This window comes from Mesorhizobium sp. B2-4-13, assembly GCF_006658535.1.
GTDB classification, from domain to species: Bacteria; Pseudomonadota; Alphaproteobacteria; order Rhizobiales; family Rhizobiaceae; genus Mesorhizobium; species Mesorhizobium australicum.
Genome location: NZ_VFVB01000001.1, coordinates 177,140 through 193,607 on the forward strand (window position 1 = coordinate 177,140; position 16,468 = coordinate 193,607).

At 65.7% G+C, this 16,468-nt stretch carries 10 protein-coding genes; all 10 read right to left on the bottom strand.

Going from position 1 to position 16,468, the window contains the following annotated elements; translation table 11 throughout:
* Positions 1–72 precede the first annotated feature (72 nt).
* A complete protein-coding gene (gene addA, locus FJ936_RS00960; protein WP_141906018.1) occupies positions 73–3,579 on the bottom strand; it encodes a double-strand break repair helicase AddA in 3,507 nt (1,168 codons plus the stop codon).
* On the bottom strand, positions 3,576–6,710 hold the full coding sequence (gene addB / locus FJ936_RS00965; RefSeq protein ID WP_141906019.1) for a double-strand break repair protein AddB: 3,135 nt from the start codon (positions 6,708–6,710) through the stop codon (positions 3,576–3,578). Before addB ends, addA begins: the two co-directional genes overlap by 4 nt.
* Positions 6,707–7,435 (bottom strand): nucleotidyltransferase family protein, encoded by a 729-nt coding sequence (locus tag FJ936_RS00970; RefSeq protein ID WP_141906020.1) that lies wholly within the window; start codon positions 7,433–7,435, stop codon positions 6,707–6,709. The genes addB and FJ936_RS00970 overlap by 4 nt, the downstream gene beginning before the upstream one ends.
* Complete coding sequence (gene tsaE / locus FJ936_RS00975) at positions 7,432–8,943, bottom strand: tRNA (adenosine(37)-N6)-threonylcarbamoyltransferase complex ATPase subunit type 1 TsaE (RefSeq protein ID WP_140788546.1); 1,512 nt, start codon at positions 8,941–8,943, stop codon at positions 7,432–7,434. The genes FJ936_RS00970 and tsaE overlap by 4 nt, the downstream gene beginning before the upstream one ends.
* 8 nt (positions 8,944–8,951) lie before the next feature.
* A complete protein-coding gene (locus FJ936_RS00980) occupies positions 8,952–11,492 on the bottom strand; it encodes a PAS domain-containing sensor histidine kinase (protein ID WP_140788548.1) in 2,541 nt (846 codons plus the stop codon).
* Between the two features lie 188 nt (positions 11,493–11,680).
* A complete protein-coding gene (ahcY, locus tag FJ936_RS00985) occupies positions 11,681–13,081 on the bottom strand; it encodes an adenosylhomocysteinase (protein WP_015314360.1) in 1,401 nt (466 codons plus the stop codon).
* 192 nt (positions 13,082–13,273) lie between these two features.
* Positions 13,274–13,570, bottom strand: coding sequence for an HPr family phosphocarrier protein (locus FJ936_RS00990; RefSeq protein WP_015314359.1), 297 nt, complete (start codon positions 13,568–13,570; stop codon positions 13,274–13,276).
* Positions 13,567–13,968 carry a PTS sugar transporter subunit IIA gene (locus FJ936_RS00995; protein ID WP_010912939.1) on the bottom strand — a complete coding sequence of 134 codons (402 nt, stop codon included), beginning with the start codon at positions 13,966–13,968 and terminating at the stop codon, positions 13,567–13,569. Before FJ936_RS00995 ends, FJ936_RS00990 begins: the two co-directional genes overlap by 4 nt.
* 164 nt (positions 13,969–14,132) lie before the next feature.
* Complete coding sequence (locus tag FJ936_RS01005; protein ID WP_141906021.1) at positions 14,133–14,579, bottom strand: HPr kinase/phosphorylase; 447 nt, start codon at positions 14,577–14,579, stop codon at positions 14,133–14,135.
* Between the two features lie 24 nt (positions 14,580–14,603).
* Positions 14,604–16,388 (bottom strand): sensor histidine kinase, encoded by a 1,785-nt coding sequence (locus tag FJ936_RS01010; RefSeq protein ID WP_015314357.1) that lies wholly within the window; start codon positions 16,386–16,388, stop codon positions 14,604–14,606.
* Positions 16,389–16,468: the final 80 nt, after the last annotated feature.

Consider the following 16,468-nt stretch of genomic DNA (forward strand, 5'->3'; position numbering starts at 1 on the left):
TGAAATCCTTTCGAAATTTTTCGTCCCACCAAATGTGGTGGTTGTCGCGCCCTTCTTCAAGCAGTTCTTGTGTCACGCTCCCGTGAGTCGGGCAAGGGCGTCGTCCATGGCCCGGGACGGCAGTTCGATCAGCCTTGGCGCTTCGGTGAACAGCAGGGCTGCCTTGACCTCCCGTCCGGGATAAAGCGGCTGCAGCAGGGCGCGATAGAGCGCGAGCTGAAGCAGATAGGCCGGCGGGACTTCCGCCAGGGAGGCGGGTGCGGGCCGGTTGGTCTTGTAGTCGACGATCGAGACCGCATTCGGGGTCACCGCCAGCCGATCGATCTTGCCCGAAATGGAGCGGATTTTGCCCTTGACCTCCAGGCTGCCCATGATCGCGACCTCGGCGCGCGAGGAGGGCGCGAACAGCTGACCGAGGCCAGGGTCGGCAAGGATGGCGATGACCGATGCCAGGGCCTTTTCACGCTCGTCCTCGGACCACGCCGCACCCGTTCGGGAGAGATAACGCTTCGCAGCGTCCACCCGTGCGTCCTCGGCGATGCCGGGCAGCATCTGCAGCAGTTTGTGCAGTGCGAGCCCGCGCAGCACGGCAAAACCTGGCTCGGCAGCGGCGTCCAGCACCGGCGACGCCTTGTCGACCACCGCTTCCTTGCCTTCCTCGATCAGCGCCGAGGCGCCCGACGGCGACAGGGGACGCGGCAGGTCCTCGAAAGGCGGCAAGGGCCTGAACAGGGTCGTCGGCAAGGGTCCGAAAGCATCGGCCTGCCGTGCCTGTTCGCCCGGACTTGGCGCAACCGGCGGCAGTTTGGTGATGTGGAAACGGTAGACAGGCTCCCCGCCGGCAGGATGCGGACGCTGTTCGCTTTCGGGCGCGCCGCTCAGCGCGCGGCTGACGATCGAATGCCATGTGCCGGCGTTCGGCGCCCGCTTGCCGTGATAGCCGCAGACGATAAGCCGGTCCTCGGCGCGCGTCATGCCGACATAGAGCAGCCGGCGGTACTCGTCGTCGGCGAGTTCGCGGGCGCGAGCGGCGGCCGTCTTCGAGAAGCCGTTGGCGACGTCGCTGGCCGAACGCCAGAGATAGCCCCTGCCGTCCCAATGTCGGCCAGAGCCGTCGAAAGGCATCAGGCGCGGTAAATGCTGGTCGCTGAACGGAGCGGAACCGCCGTCGACCAGGAACACCACGGGCGCCTCAAGGCCCTTGGCCGCGTGCACGGTCATGACCCGGACCTCGTCACGGGTCTGATCCATCTCGCGCTTGATCTCGGGGCCGGCGTTTTCCAGTGTCGACAGGAAGGCTTCCAGCCCGGGCAGGCCAGTCCGCTCTTCGGCAAGGCAGAAGCTCAGGAACTCATCGAGGATATCGCCGGCTTCCGGCCCGAGCCGCGCGATCATCTTGCGGCGTACGCCATCGCGCGCCAGCAGGGCGGCATAGAATTCGAACACCGGCTTGAAGGCGGCCTCGTCAGCCCAGCCGTCGAGTTGCGCGACCACCGCCGCGAGCGTTTCGCTTCCGCCGGCATGCTGGCGTAGCGATGCCGCCAGCGACACGCCGGACGGCCGTTGCGCGGCGAGCGTGAACAGTGTCTCTTCCGGCAGGTCGAAGACCGGGCTGCGCAGCAGAGCGGCGAGTGACAAGTCGTCCTGCGGCTGGATCAAAAGGTGGCCGAGCGCGATCAGGTCCTTGACGGCAATATGGCCCGACAGGCTCAGCCGGTCGGCGCCGGCAACCGGGATGTCGCGGCGCTTGAGCGCGCGGGTCAGCGCGTGGACGAAGCTGTCGCGCTTGCGCACCAGCACCAGCACGTCGCCCGGCCGCAGCCGCTTGCCACGCCCCTCGATGATTTCGCCCTTGCCGATCCAGCCGGCAATGGTGACCGCGACGTTCTCGGCGACCCGCACCGCCGGCGCATGGGCATGGTCGATCGCTTGCGCCCAGTCGTCGGGCTCGTCGACGGCCTCGGCACCGATCGACGGCCAGACCTCGACATAGCCTGGCGCATCGGTGCGGATCGCCTTGTGGTTCAGTGGATCGGGATCGTGGCTGATGCCGCGCCGCACGATGGGATCGGCAAAGACCCGGTCGACGGCGGCCAGCACATCGTCCGTGGAGCGGAACGACCAGGTCAGCTTGAGGTCGGCGAAGGACGCTTCGGCATCGCGCACACGCCCGGCGAATAACAACCGGCTGTCGGCGAAGGAGTCGGGTGCCGCACCCTGGAAGGAGTAGATCGACTGCTTCTCGTCGCCGACGGCAAAGACCGTGCGGTGGACCCGCTCGCGGGCGCCGAAGCCGGCAAAGAATTCTTCCGCCAGCCGCTTCACCACCTCCCATTGATCCGGGCTGGTGTCCTGCGCCTCGTCGAGCAGGATGTGATCTATGCCCTGGTCGAGCTTGTATTGCACCCATGGGCCGGCATCGGGCCGCGCCAAAAGATTCACCGTGCGGGTGATCAGGTCGTTGAAATCGAGAAAGCCGCGGCCGCGCTTCAGCACTTCGTAGCGTGCGATCAGCCAGTCGGCGATGGTCAGGGCCGCGCGGGTGCCCTCCAGCATCCGGAATAGCGCCAGCCGGTCGACAGTCTCCATGATGGCGCTGGCGGCCGACACATAGCGCTCGGCCAGCTCAGGCAGCCGGTCGGTGAGCGCCTTTTTGAACGCCTTTGCCGGATCATAAGGATCGCCGTCGGTCTTGAGGAAGGCTCTTGCAAGCAACTGCAGCCGGCGGAGAGGGTCGCTCTCGGCGAAGGCCTGGCGCGCATAGGGCAGGATGTTGTTCAACACCGACCTGGCGTCGGTGGCTTCGGCTGCCTGGGCAAAGCCGGCAAAATAGTCCGGCAGGAAACCAGGCAGCGGCCATACAGATGCCGCTATGCCTTCGGCGGTCTGGCCGGGCTGGAAATGGAATTCATCGAACAGCGGCTGGAAGCCGTCACGCCCGACAGCATCGAGGAAATGGCGCAACCCGTCACGCTTGCGCACGATCTCGCCAAGCAAGGCGTCGAGACCGGCTTCACCGCCGCGTTCCAGGACAGTGGCGAAGGCCTCCGCCAAAGTCCTGTCGCCGGCGGCGGAGATCATCTCGCGGCGCGCAGCGGCAAAAAGCGAGGCCTCCATCTGGCTGTCGAGCATTTCGAAATGGGCGGGGATGTTGGCTTCCAGGGGGAACTGATGCAGAACGGATTCGCAGAAGGCGTGAATGGTCTGGATTTTCAACCCGCCAGGCGTCTCCAGCGCCTCGGCGAACAGGCGGCGGGCACGGCGCATGGTGTCGCGATCGGCCCGGCGCCCTTCCAGCGCCTCTATTCTGGCGGCCAGCTCCAGATCACCCAGCGATGTCCATTCCGACAGCGTGGAGAAAACCCGGTTCGACATGTTGGCGGCCGCGGCGCGCGTATAGGTCAGGCACAATATCTTCGAGGGATCGGTGCCGTTGAGCAGCAGCCGGATGACGCGCTGGGCCAGCACGTGCGTCTTGCCCGATCCCGCATTGGCCGACACCCAGGCCGAATTGCCGGGATCGGCGGCCCGGGCTTGGCTTGAAGCCGTATCGCTCGGGATCGGATAGGCTTTCTTCATGCCTCCCCTCCCTCATCCCCGGCGTCGCCGCCGGCGGACCATTCGAGCACGCGGGCGAGGTGGTCGTAATCGCCATCGGTTTCGCCTTCGCGAAACGGTAGCGCGCGCGACAGATAGCCGGTCGCCGGGTCGGCATAATGGATCAGCAGTTTTTCCAGCCGCGCCCAGGCCTCTTCGGCAAGATCGGCGGCGGTGCGTGGTTGGCGGTTGTGTTCGAGTATGGACTCCTCGAACACCTCGCCATTCGGCTTCAACCTGATGAAGGCCAGTTGCGACGGTTCGCGCGTGCCCAAATCCTTGAATGCGCCACGCCTGAGCAGCGCCCCTTCCAACGCCAGTTGCGGCGCCAGTAGCGTATGGGCCTGTGCCTTGGAAGGCGAGGAACCCGTCTTGTAGTCCAGAATGTCCGCCATGCCGCCGGCCAGCAGGTCGACACGGTCGGCATAGCCGGACAGCGTTACGCCGGACTGTCCGACCACAGTCTTGCCGGCGCGCTCCTCGGCATGCCGCTGGATGACCGCGTCGGCGCGCGTTCGCTCCCATTCGATGATGTTGGCGGCGAGCTTTTCGAACCGCGGCCACCACACCGCCTCGACATCGGCCGGAAGCGCCGCCTCGGCAAAACAGGCGCGGCCGGCGGCGATGAGGCCGGCCAATGCGTCCAGCGCGCGCGGGTCGGCCACCTCGGACGAAAACAGATGCAGGATGGCGTGAAACAGCGTGCCGCGCTCCGCCGCACCCGGATCGCGGACGAGCGGATCGAGCGGCGTCAGGCCAAGGATCCTCCGGGCATAGACAGCGTAGGGGTCGCGGCGCAGCGTCTCGACCTCGGTGACGGAGAAATGCGTCGGGCGAACCGAAAGCGGCGGCTTCGGTTGCGGTCGTGGCGCGAAATCCCGCTTCGGTCCCGTGTCGAGCGCGCGCGCCCAGGCAAGCAGCTCATCGCCGCGCCGGCGCAGTGCCGCCGCCTGATCGTTGCCGATGAAGGTGAGCAGCCGCTGCAACCAGCGCGACGGCACGGCAGGTGCGTCGCCGGCACGCGCCGAGCGGGCCAGCACCACATGTCTCGCGCCCATGGCCATCTGGAAATCATGCGCGGCAAGCCCGATGCGCCGCTCCGGCGGTTCCAGGTCGATGCCGGTCTTCATCAGCCGCGACATGAAGCGGTCGCTCTCCGGCTTGCGCGGCCAGACCCCTTCGTTGAGCCCGCCGATGACCAGCGTGTCGACATCCTGCAGCCGCGCCTCCAGCGCACCCCAGATGGCGATGTTCCTGTCGGTGCCTTGCGCTGGCTTGACGGTCTCGGGCGCGATCAGCGCCTCCATCACATCGGGCCATTCGATTGCCGCGAACGACAGCGGCGCCGAAGCCGCGACCAGCCCGCGCAGCAGTTCGGCGAGCTTTTCGCCGGCATCGCCGGCGTAGAGTTCGCCAAGACCACCGTCGGCGGAACGGCCGAGATTTTCCAGGGCAGCGACGCTGGCTTCGACCAGCGCGGCAAGGCCGGCCTCCGCCTGGCCGCGAAAGATCGAAAGCGGCGCCAGCGCGTCAGCCAGGCGTGCGAGAAGGGTCCGCGCAACCTCAATGGAGCGCACGGTCAGGCGGGCAAACCAGAACGGCGGCCGGCTGCCGTCGCCTAGCCCGGTGAGGCGGGCCTCGAAAAGATCCGGCAGCGAAGCGATGTCAGGGCGGCCGGTGCCGCCGCGCAGCGCCACCAGTTCGACCAATTCCGCCGCGTGGCGCACGTTGACCCGTTCCAGACCCAGGCCAAGCAGGGGATGCTTGAGCAGCGACAACAGGCCGACCGGATCGCCCGGCCGGAACACCGCTTCGAGCGCCAGCCTGAGCAGGCTGGCCGCCGGCGTGTTGGACAGCGGCGTGCCGCCGGAATCGTCGGCAACGACACCGAAGCGCTTGAGCTCGACCGAGACGCGGCGTGCCAGCGCGCGGTCGCCGGTCACGAGAGCGGCCCTTTGGCCGGGTTCTTCCACTGCCTGCTTGAGCGCGACGGCGATCGCGACGGCTTCGTCGCGCTCGCTTGCCGCCTCCAGCAGCGTCACGTCGGCGAAGGCGCCGGCAATATCGGACGCTGAAAACCCGTTTCGTGTTTCCGCCCATAATTCCGTGGTCTCGGCCGGCCGCAGCGCCTCGCCGACAAGGGCGGCGCGGCGCGCGAGCTTCGGCTCGGCCGCATCGATCTCCTCGACATCGCCGCGCAGCACGCCGATCTTGCCGATCAGCTTTGCCAGGCCGTATTGCGGATGGCCCAGTACGGCTGGACGCGCGCCGGGAGCGACGAGAGCCTGGAAGGAGGCTTCGTCGAGCATCTGGTCCAGGCCGGGCAGCACGATGGCACCGCCGGACAGGCCGGCGATGGTCGCAAGCAGTTCCGCCGTGGCGGGTATGGAGCCGGTGGACCCCGCGGCTATGACCGGCCCGGCGGGTGGATTGCGCCGCAGCCGCGCGGCCTCGGCACGGATCAAGGCGCTGCGATGCGCGGCTGGGTTGGAGCGGTCGCTCTCTGCGAGGAATTTCGGCCAGGCATCGGTGACGATGCCGAGGAATTCGAGCGTGACCTGCCACCATCCGGCAAGGTTGCCGCTGACGAGGCCGGCAAGTTTGGCCCAATCGGTGCCTTCCGTCTCGATCTCGTCCATCAGTCCGGCCAGATCGCGCGCCAGCCAGATCGCGTCGGCGGTGGAGGCCGGGACGACGATCTCCTCGGCGAAGAGGGCCGCGACATGGGCGGGCAACCGGCGTTTCCACGCCCGCACCAGCGGCGTCAGTAGCAACAGTCTCTCGGTGGCGGGGATCGCGGGCGCGAGATCGATTGCCGCCGTTGGATCGGTCTCGAATGCGGCCTCATCCTCGTCGAATTCGCCGAGCGGCCGGATCACCGGCAGGATCGCCGAACCGCCGCCGCCACGCGCCTTCAGGCTGTCGACGAAGACGCCGCGCAAGGCATGAGCGGCCCGGCGCGTCGGCACATAGATGGTAACATCGGCCAAAGCGAGGGGGTCACCGTCGAACCGAAAGCCGGGGACAAGGCGGCCGTCAAGCAGCGCCTCGGCCAGCGTCGGCAGAAACGGCGCTCCGGAGGGAATGGAGAAAACGCGGCTTGAGCCGCTCATTGCGATCCGATGAGTGCGCCGGCCACTGCGTCTTCGGCGAGCGGAATGGCATCGGGCGTGCCGACGGTTATCCAGTGGCCATGCATCGGCATGCCGAACAGGCGGCCGGCGGCAATCGCCTTGTCGAAATAGGCATTGAGCGAATGCGGTTCGGCGGGTGCGTTTTTGAACAGGCGCGGATGGATGATCGCGGCGCCGGCATAGATCAGGCCAGCGGGATCGCCTTTCGAACGCCGCAGGGCGCCATCCGGCGCCACCAGGAAATCGGTGCTGCCACAGTGCCCTGTCGCGTGATGGAGATCCGCCAGCATCAGCAGAATATCCATTTTCGTGGCGTCCCATGCAAGGGCAAGCCGCCCGAGATTGAGCGGGCCGTGGTCGATCCAGAATGTATCGGCGTTGAGAATGTAGAACGGCTCCTGGCCGAGTTCCGGCAGCGCCTTGACGATGCCGCCGGCGGAATCGAGCAGCCGGTCGCTCTCATCGGAAATGACGATGCGCGGCGCGCGGCGCGCGGCCACATGAGCGACGATCTGGTCGGGAAGGTAATGGACATTGACCACCGCCTTGCCGACGCCGGCCGCCGCCAGGCTGTCGAGGCCCCAGTCGAGCAGCGTCTTGCCGGCGATCCTGACCAGCGGCTTGGGGATAGCGTCGGTGATCGGCCGCATGCGCTTGCCGAGCCCCGCGGCAAGTACGATGGCGGTGTCCGGTTTCGTTGTCACAGCGCTCGTTCCTCCAGCAGCCCGTGCGCGTTGTAGAAATCCCGCAGGTCGGCGAGCGCGGGATGCGACAGCGCCCGCCTGAGATAATCGCGGATGCGCGGCAGGTGCCTGAGATAATAGGGCTTGCCATCACGTTTTTCGAGGCGCACGAAAATGCCCAGAATCTTGGAATTGCGCTGCGCGGCCATGATTGCATAGGCTTCGAGGAAGCGTGTTTCGTCGAAGCCGCCCGCGGCATGACGCGCGGCGACATAGGCGTCGAGCGTCCGCTTCTCGATCTCGGGTGCCATTGTGACGCGAGCGTCCATGGCGAGCGAGGCGACGTCATAGGCGCAAGGCCCGATCAGCGCGTCCTGGACGTCGACGATGCCGAGCCGGTCGAGGCCGGACCGCTCGCCGCGCCAGATGATGTTAGGCGAGTGGAAGTCGCGCAGCATCAGCGTGTATTCGCTGCCTTGCAGCCGGTCGAGAAGCGCGTTCCATGTCTTGTGGTAGCCGGAACGCAGCGCCTCGCTTGCCTGCTCGCCCGCTATCGCCGGCACATACCAGTCGATCAGCAGGTCGGCCTCGATCAGCATGGCGTCGCGATCGAAGGGCGGCACGTCATGAACGACGCCGGGAGCCGCCTCCATGCGGTGAGGCCAGGCCTTGCCGTGCATCACGGCAAGCAGTTCGGCCGCCGCCTCGTAGCGTTCGGCGACCGGCTCGCCATTGCCGTCGAGGAAACCTTCCGAGCCCAGATGCTCGAGCAGCAGGAAACCCTGGTCGAGATCCTGCGCGTCGATCCTGGGCACCGCGACCCCGGCGGCCAACAGCGCACGGTCGATGGCGACGAAGGCGGACACCGATTGCGCCGTATGGGCAATCACGGCATACGGTTTGCCGTCGCGCACGGGCGGGCCGAGTACCAGCCGCGGCGAGTTCATCAGCACGCGCGGCGCCTCGCCGGCAAGCGTTACGATCTCGTAGGAGCGGGCCGAGGCATCGCCGATGAAATGCCGGCGCCGCGCTTGCCCCCAGCCGGCGCTCTCCAGAAAGCCGCGCATGGCCAGCGAGCGCGCGACACGGTCGAAGGTAACGCCTTGCCCCGACAGTCGGGCCAGCCGGCCCTCGCCATGCTGGACGAGCTCGATCAGCACCGTCGCTTTGGGCAGATAGCCGTCAGCCCGTTCCGGCCATTCGATCAGGGCGGCACCTTGCGCCAGCGCCTCCTCGAAGCCGAGTTCGTCGAGCTCGGCCGCCGAGGACAGGCGGTAGAGATCGAAATGGTGAACCGGCACGCGGGTATCGTAGCTCTGTACCAGCGTGAAGGTCGGGCTCGGCACTTCGAGACCGGCATCGTCGGCCAGTGCCCGGATCAGTGCCCTTGCCAGCGTCGACTTGCCGGCGCCGAGATCGCCCTTGAGCGCCAGCACGTCGCCCACGCGCAGCGCCAACGCCAGATCCTCGCCCAGCCGCGCTGTCTGGGTCTCGTCGGCGAGCAAACGCTCCAGCACCGGTTCCGTCATCGAGCGCGCTACTCGGCCGCTGCGCGGATGCCCGGCATGTCGGGAAAGGTGCAGATGACGGTCGTGCCCTTGTCCTTGCCGGTTTCGATGCGAACGGCGCCGCCATGCAGTTCGACAAAGCTCTTGACGATCGACAGGCCGAGGCCAGCGCCGCGCCGGCGCCCGCCATTGGCGCGCGGTTCGAAGCGGCGGAACACCGAATCGAGCACATCGGGCGGCATCCCGGGTCCGTCGTCGTGAACCGAGAACTCGACCCCGTCCGCCAGCTGGCGGCAGGCCAGCCGGATGGTGCTGGCCTCCGGCGCGTAGTTGGCGGCGTTGCTGAGCAGGTTATAGAGGATCTGGCGGATGCGCGTTTCGTCGCCATGGAACGTCTTCGGCGCCGCGGCGGCATCGACCGCGAGCCGGATCGAATGCTCCTCCAGCCGGTCGGCGACAAGCTCGGCGGCAGCCGCGATGGTGCGGTCGACATGCACCTCGGAAATGTCGAGCTGCATGATGCCGGCATCGACGGTCGCCAGGTCGAGTATGTCGTTGACGATGGTCAGCAGCACCGAGGAGGACGAGCCGACATGTTCGACATACTCGCGCTGCTTCTGCGTCAGCGGGCCGGTCGCCGGCAGCGACAGCAGCTCGGTGAAGCCGATGATGTTGGTCAGCGGCGAACGCAGTTCGTAGGACACATGCTGGACGAAGTCGTTCTTGAGCTGGTCCGATTTCTCCAGCGCCTCGTTCCTGTCCTTGAGCGCACGTTCGACATGAACGCTGTCCGTGACGTCGACGAAGGTCATCATCACCTGCCCGTTGGGCAGCGGAATCACGGCGTAGCGCAGCACGGTGCCATTGTTGAGCTCGGTCTGGCCGTGGCGCTCGCGGCGCTCGTCGTCGAAGCCGGTGATGGCGGCGACAAAGCCGGGCCAGGGGCTCTCGACCGCCTGCCGATCTGAGAGCTCGCGTATGGTCGATACGTGCACATTGGGCTTGGCGACTTCCGTGCCCAACCCCCACAGCGTGGCAAAGGCCGGGTTCGACAGCCGCAGCCGGCCGTCGGGGCCGAACACCGCCACGCCTTCGGCCAGATTGTCGAGCGTTTCGCCCTGGACCCGGACCGCGGTGCGGTAGCGGCTTTCGAGATCCATTTTCTCAGTCAGGTTCTCGAACACCCAGGTGACGCCGCCCTTGGGTTGCGGGTTGGCGACGACGCGGATGGTCTTGCCGTCCGGCAGGTGCCACCAGTGTTCCTGCGATTCGACCGCTCGATAGGCGCCGAGCAGGCCTTCCTTCCAGCGGCGCCATTCCGGCTGTTCGGCGATCTTGCCTTCGCTGCGCAGCCGGTCGAGCAAAAGGGCGTTGTCGGGCGCGCTGTGCAGGAAGCCGCTGTCGAGCCCCCACAGTTTCTGGAAAGCCTGGTTGAAGAAGCGCAGCTTCTCGTTCGTGTCGAAGATGGCGACTGCCGTGTTGAGCTGATCGAGCGTATCGGCATGGCTGCGCACGGTCCGCTCATATTCGCCGCGGATGACCTCGATGGCGCTGGTGTCGCAGGCAAGGCCGGCCGAACCGTCGGCGCCGGCAAAGTCGGTCACGGCAAACACGCGGCGGTCGCCTTCGATCACCGTCGAAAGCGATTGCTCGAACACCGGATGCGATTTGTGCTGGGCGGCGATGGCCTCGCGGGCCTGGCCGCCGAGGAATTCCTGGGCGTCACGCACGGCGGCTTCAGCGTTCTCGGCTTCGACCGCGTCGGCATAGGCCCGGTTGACCCATTTCAGCCGGCCATGCTCGTCACGCAGCCATGCCGGCATCTTCAGCGCCTCGAGCAGGCCGATCATCGTGTCATGGTCGGCGGCCAGCCGCTGGTTGTCGATCTTGAGCCGGGCCTGGCTGCGCTGTGTCTCGGACAGCGAGACAAACCGCACCAGCACATGGGCCGCGCTCTTTCGGCCATGCACTTCCAACGGAGCGCCGGCCTGCGATTCCACCACCAGGTCGAACGCCCTGCCTTTTTCCCGCAAACCCGTCACGGCATGTTCGAGTGCCGCCGCCGAGCGCGGCATCAGCCAGCGCCCAAAGGCTAGGAATGCGGCCCGTTCCTCCGGCGCTCCGCTTTCGGTCGGCAATGTGCCGATGAGCTCGGGTTTCTTGTTTTCCGAGGCCCAGACCACCACACGCTGGTCGCGCAGATTGAGCAGCGCTTCCGAACGTCGCAACGCCGCGCTGATATCGGCGACGCGGCTTCTCAGCTCGACATTTTCCGCCGAGGTGCGCGCGCGTTCGCGAATGAGAACGATGGCCGACAGGAATGCCGCTCCCATCACTCCGGCAAAGACGGCTAGCTGCATGACCTCGATCGTGCTGACCGAAAGGCTGGCCGCCACTTCGGCGCCTTGGGCGCATGCAACCCCACCAAGCAGCGGACCGGCAAGTGTGGAGCCGGCAAGCAGCAGCCCCGCGCGGCCACGCCACGAAGGGCGCCGCGAGCCAGTGGTCTCCGAATCCTGATGGCCGCCGGAAACGGCCTGTCCCGCGTGAAGCGGGTTTTCCCCCGGCATGTCTTGGTCCTCTTCGCCGCCTGAATGCAAGACCGCCCTGACGCGTGCGCCGGTCCTCGCCCCTGGACCCGCGAATCACAACAATAGCGCCTGCTGGAATCGGCGTGAAGAATCATTCGGCGCAAAAATAATGCCGGGCGAAAAGTCAATCGCCCGGCATCAATATCTTGTAGCAAATTCGGCTTTGGTTAATAGCGGTAGTGTTCCGGCTTGAACGGCCCCTGCGGCGTGACGCCGATATAGGCGGCCTGCTCGCCCGACAGCTCGGTCAGGCGGGCGCCGAGCTTGTCGAGATGCAGGCGTGCGACCTTCTCGTCGAGATGCTTGGGCAGCACATAGACCTGGTTCTGGTACTGCTCGCCCTTGGTGAACAACTCGATCTGCGCCAGCACCTGGTTGGTGAAGGAGGCCGACATGACGAAGCTCGGGTGGCCGGTGGCGTTGCCGAGATTGAGCAGGCGGCCTTCCGACAGGAGGATCATGCGCTTGCCGTCCGGGAAGGTGATCATGTCGACCTGCGGCTTGACGTTGGTCCACTTCAGATTGCGCAGCGACGCAACCTGGATCTCGTTGTCGAAATGGCCGATGTTGCCGACGATCACCATGTCCTTCATCGAGCGCATGTGGTCGAGGGTAACCACATCCTTGTTGCCGGTGGTGGTGATGACGATGTCGGCGGTCGGCGCCGCATCTTCCAGCGTGACCACTTCAAAGCCGTCCATCGCCGCCTGCAGTGCGCAGATCGGATCGACCTCGGTGACCTTGACGCGGGCGCCCGCGCCCTTGAGCGAGGCGGACGAACCCTTGCCGACGTCGCCATAACCGCAGACGACCGCGACCTTGCCGGCCATCATCGTGTCGGTGCCGCGGCGGATACCGTCGACCAGCGATTCCTTGCAGCCATATTTGTTGTCGAATTTCGACTTGGTGACCGAATCGTTGACGTTGATGGCCGGGAAGGGCAGCAGGCCCTTCTTCTGCAACTGGTAGAGCCGGTTGACGCCGGTCGTCGTCTCTTCGGTGACGCCGCGGATCGCTTCCTTCTGCTTGGTGAAGAAACCCGGCGAAGCCTTCAGGCGCTTCTTGACCTGGGCGTAGAAATATTCCTCTTCCTCGCTCTGCGGATTGGACAGCACGTCCTCGCCGGCTTCGGCGCGGGCGCCGATCAGGATGTACATGGTGGCGTCGCCGCCGTCATCGAGGATCATGTTGGAGAGGCCGCCATCGGCCCACTGGAAGATCCTGTCGGTGTAGTCCCAGTACTGTTCGAGGCTCTCGCCCTTGACGGCGAAGACCGGAATGCCGGTCTCGGCGATGGCCGCGGCGGCATGGTCCTGGGTCGAGAAGATGTTGCAGGAAGCCCAGCGGATGTCGGCGCCGAGCGCCTTCAGCGTCTCGATCAGCACCGCCGTCTGGATCGTCATGTGCAGCGAGCCGGTGATGCGCGCGCCCTTGAGCGGCTTCTTGGCGCCGAATTCCTCGCGGCAGGCCATCAGGCCCGGCATTTCGGTTTCGGCGATATCGAGTTCCTTGCGGCCCCAGCCGGCAAGAGAGATGTCGGCGACCACATAGTCCTTGCTACCCGTCATGGCAGTGCTCCGATGCGAATTGTCTTGCTGTGAATTGATCGTTTGGCTTGCGAATTGGTTGCGGATGCGCCCGCGCCGGTCGGCGCGTCGAAGGGCGCGAATTGCCGGCCTGACTAGCAGATCGGGCTTCGCACGACAATGGGATATAAAGAAATCTTTATTCGTGCATGTCTCGGATGGCTGACTTCCGGGTCAGCACTCCTCGCCGAAACGGGAGGCGACGAGCTGCTCCAGCGCGTCCATGACCTCGAGCGCCTCCGGGCCGCTGGCGGTGACGCGGATCGAGTATCCAGGGCTGGCCGCCAGCATCATCAGGCCCATGATCGAGGTGCCGCCGACCTTGACGCCGTCCTTCTCGACATGGACCGAAGCGTTGAAACCGCTGGCAAGCTGGACGAATTTCGCCGAGGCGCGCGCATGCAGGCCGCGCTGGTTGACGATCGGAAACTCCCTGACGATCTGGTCCTTGTCAGGCGACAGCGTACTCATTTGCTGCTCAAAAGCTGGCTGGCGACGTTGATATATTTGCGCCCCGCGGCTTGCGCTTCATCGAGCGCGGCCGCCATGTTGTCGCCCTTGCGGATCGACGACAGCTTGATCAGCATCGGCAGGTTCATGCCGGCGATCACCTCGGTGCGGCCGGACTCCATTACCGAGATGGCAAGGTTGGACGGCGTGCCGCCGAACATGTCCGTCAACACGATTACACCCGCCCCCGTATCGACACGGGCGACGGCGTCGACGATGTCGCGGCGACGCTGTTCCATATCGTCGTCGGCACCGATCGCCACGGTTTCGAAATTGTCTTGTGGCCCGACGACATGTTCGACGGCATGTCTGAACTCGGTGGCCAGTTGACCGTGCGTTACAAGCACGAGTCCGATCATTCTTTGGTGGCTCCCGTCATCGCCGCTTCACAGGCGCATTTTATGCTCGCCAGCCAATCCAGGCGGCGGGAGCGCTATCTTGTCGACGCGCGGCCCGTTGACAAGCCCAAAATTGCGCCGGCCCACGCCATTTTGACGCATTGCAGCAAAAAACCCAGCGCGGATCATAGAAAAGGCGGGATCGACAGCCGCGCCATCACGGCGAGCAAGGCGGCCGCGACATTGCGCTCGGCCAGATCGATGCGCGCCACCGCGCAGCCGGCGATGTCGTCGCTTGCATCCTCCTGGAAGCGTGCGATTTCGCCGGCCGGCAACAGGCGCACATGCAGATCGACGACGCAGGCCGGTTCGAACGGCAGGGACCGTGGCCCATGTCCCGGCACCTCGGCAAGGCCTTCGATGGTGCCGGGCGCACGGCACACCAGCCGCCCGGCATGGGCTTCGACGAAGAGCTGATCGTCGCCGACGAGCCGTGAGAACAATCCGCGTTGCAGGCAATGGCTGATCAGCGTCAGAGCCAGCGTTGTCTTGCCCGACCCGGATGAGCCGCTGATGAGAATGCCGCTCTCGCCGATCAGCAGCGCCGTGGCGTGTATGTTGTCAGGCCGCACGTCGCGATTCCTGGCAATTGGCGGTCATCCCTCGGCCGGGAGCGTCACGACGAAGCGTGCGCCCTTGATCTCGCCGGGCTTGGTGCCTGGTATGTTTTCGGCGGTCAACGTACCGCCATGGGCCTCGACGATCTGCCTGGAGATGGACAGGCCAAGGCCGGAATTCTGGCCGAACGCCTCGCCGGCGGGCCGGTCGGTGTAAAAACGTTCGAAGATGCGGTCGATGGCGTCGGCGCGGATGCCGGGACCGTTGTCGTCGACGGTCAGGATGTTGAACTTGCCGGCGCGCGCCAGCGACAGGCTGATATGGCCATGGTCCTCGGGGACGAAGGAACGGGCGTTCTCGATCAGATTGGTGATGACCTGGCCGATGCGCAGATCGTGACCGACGACGACATAGCCCTTGGCGCCCTGCGGCAGCTTGGCGACCTTGAGCTCGATCTCGACCGCCTTCTTGTTGCGCGTGGTTTCACGCGAAACAGCGACGAGGTCGGTGACGAATTTCTTCAGGTCGACGGTGCCGGCATCTTCGCGCGCCAATTCCGCATCGAGGCGCGAGGCGTCGGAAATGTCGGTGATGAGGCGGTCCAGCCGTTTCACGTCATGCTGGATGATCTCCATCAGGCGCGCACGGGAGGTGTCATTCTTCGCCAGCGGCAATGTTTCGACAGCACTGCGCAACGACGTCAGCGGGTTCTTCAACTCATGCGAGACATCGGCCGCGAAGCTTTCGATCGCCTCGATGCGCGCATAGAGTGCGTTGGTCATGTCGCGCACGGCAATCGACAGATTGCCGATCTCGTCCTGGCGGTCGGAAAAGTCTGGGATTTCCTCGCGGCTCTTGACGCCGCGACGCACCCGTACGGCCGCCGCCGACAGCCGGCGCAGCGGGTTGGCGATGGTGGACGCCAAAAGCATCGACAGGATGGCTGTGACGAGCGCCGCGATGCCGAAGACGCGCAGGATCGCCTTGCGTTCGGCGGCGACGATCTTGTCGATATCACCGCCTTCGGTCGACAGCATCAGCACGCCGAGCACGGCGCGAAAACGCTGGATCGGCACCGCCACCGAGACGATCTGCTCGCCCTGTTCCGAGACGCGCACGATGGTCGACGGACTGCCCGTCAATGCCTTGACCACTTCCGGGAAGGCGGCGCCGTTGCCGCCGGGCTGTTCGTGATAGACCGGCAGGTCGGTGTTGCGGAAGAAGTCGAAGATGAATTTCTGGACGCGCTCTACAAGGTCGGGCTCCTCCTCCTCGACCGGCGGCAGGTCGTAGCGCAGGATCTGACCGCGCGAATAGAGATGGCGCGAATCGAGCAGCAAATTGGCGTCGCGGTCATAGATGCGGGCTCGGGTGCGGGTCGGCGAGATCAGCCGCCGCAGGACCGGCGCCACGCGTTCGGGATTGATCGGAAAATCCAGATTGTCGAGTTGGTCCGAGCCAGGCCCCAGGCTTTCGCCGGCCTGCAGCTCAAGCAGCTTTTCCGGGTCGATGCTGATCGAATCCGTCTCGACCGTCGCCGACGCCGCAATCGCGCCGGCGATGATTTCGCCCTGCGTCATCAGGCTTTCGACGCGCGCGTCGATCAGCCCGTCGCGGAAGGTGTTGAGATAGAGGATGCCGGTGACGAGCACCGCCAGCCCGGCGAGATTGAGGAAAAGAATACGCCGCGTCAGGCTGGAAAAGATATGGTGGCCGAGGAAGCGGCGCATCGGCACCGTGATTTTCGACACGAAGGAAGGCATGATGCGCGACGGCCGCCTGGCGGCGCCCGCCGGTCTTGTTCGCTGTGCTTCCACTGCCATCGAACAGCAGCTCCCGCTAGTCCCAGGTTTGATGTATGTCGCAGCCCCACACTGGGGACCGCTTTTGCTCGACATACATC

Excerpts from the sequence above, each read along its gene's own strand:
- ahcY (WP_015314360.1), bottom strand. The coding sequence starts at position 13,081 with ATGACGGGTAGCAAGGACTATGTGGTCGCCGACATCTCTCTTGCCGGC.
- FJ936_RS00995 (WP_010912939.1), bottom strand. The coding sequence starts at position 13,968 with ATGATCGGACTCGTGCTTGTAACGCACGGTCAACTGGCCACCGAGTTC.
- tsaE (WP_140788546.1), bottom strand. The coding sequence starts at position 8,943 with ATGACGGAACCGGTGCTGGAGCGTTTGCTCGCCGACGAGACCCAGACA.
- FJ936_RS00990 (WP_015314359.1), bottom strand. The coding sequence starts at position 13,570 with ATGAGTACGCTGTCGCCTGACAAGGACCAGATCGTCAGGGAGTTTCCG.
- FJ936_RS01010 (WP_015314357.1), bottom strand. The coding sequence starts at position 16,388 with ATGGCAGTGGAAGCACAGCGAACAAGACCGGCGGGCGCCGCCAGGCGG.
- addB (WP_141906019.1), bottom strand. The coding sequence starts at position 6,710 with ATGAGCGGCTCAAGCCGCGTTTTCTCCATTCCCTCCGGAGCGCCGTTT.
- FJ936_RS00980 (WP_140788548.1), bottom strand. The coding sequence starts at position 11,492 with ATGCCGGGGGAAAACCCGCTTCACGCGGGACAGGCCGTTTCCGGCGGC.
- addA (WP_141906018.1), bottom strand. The coding sequence starts at position 3,579 with ATGAAGAAAGCCTATCCGATCCCGAGCGATACGGCTTCAAGCCAAGCC.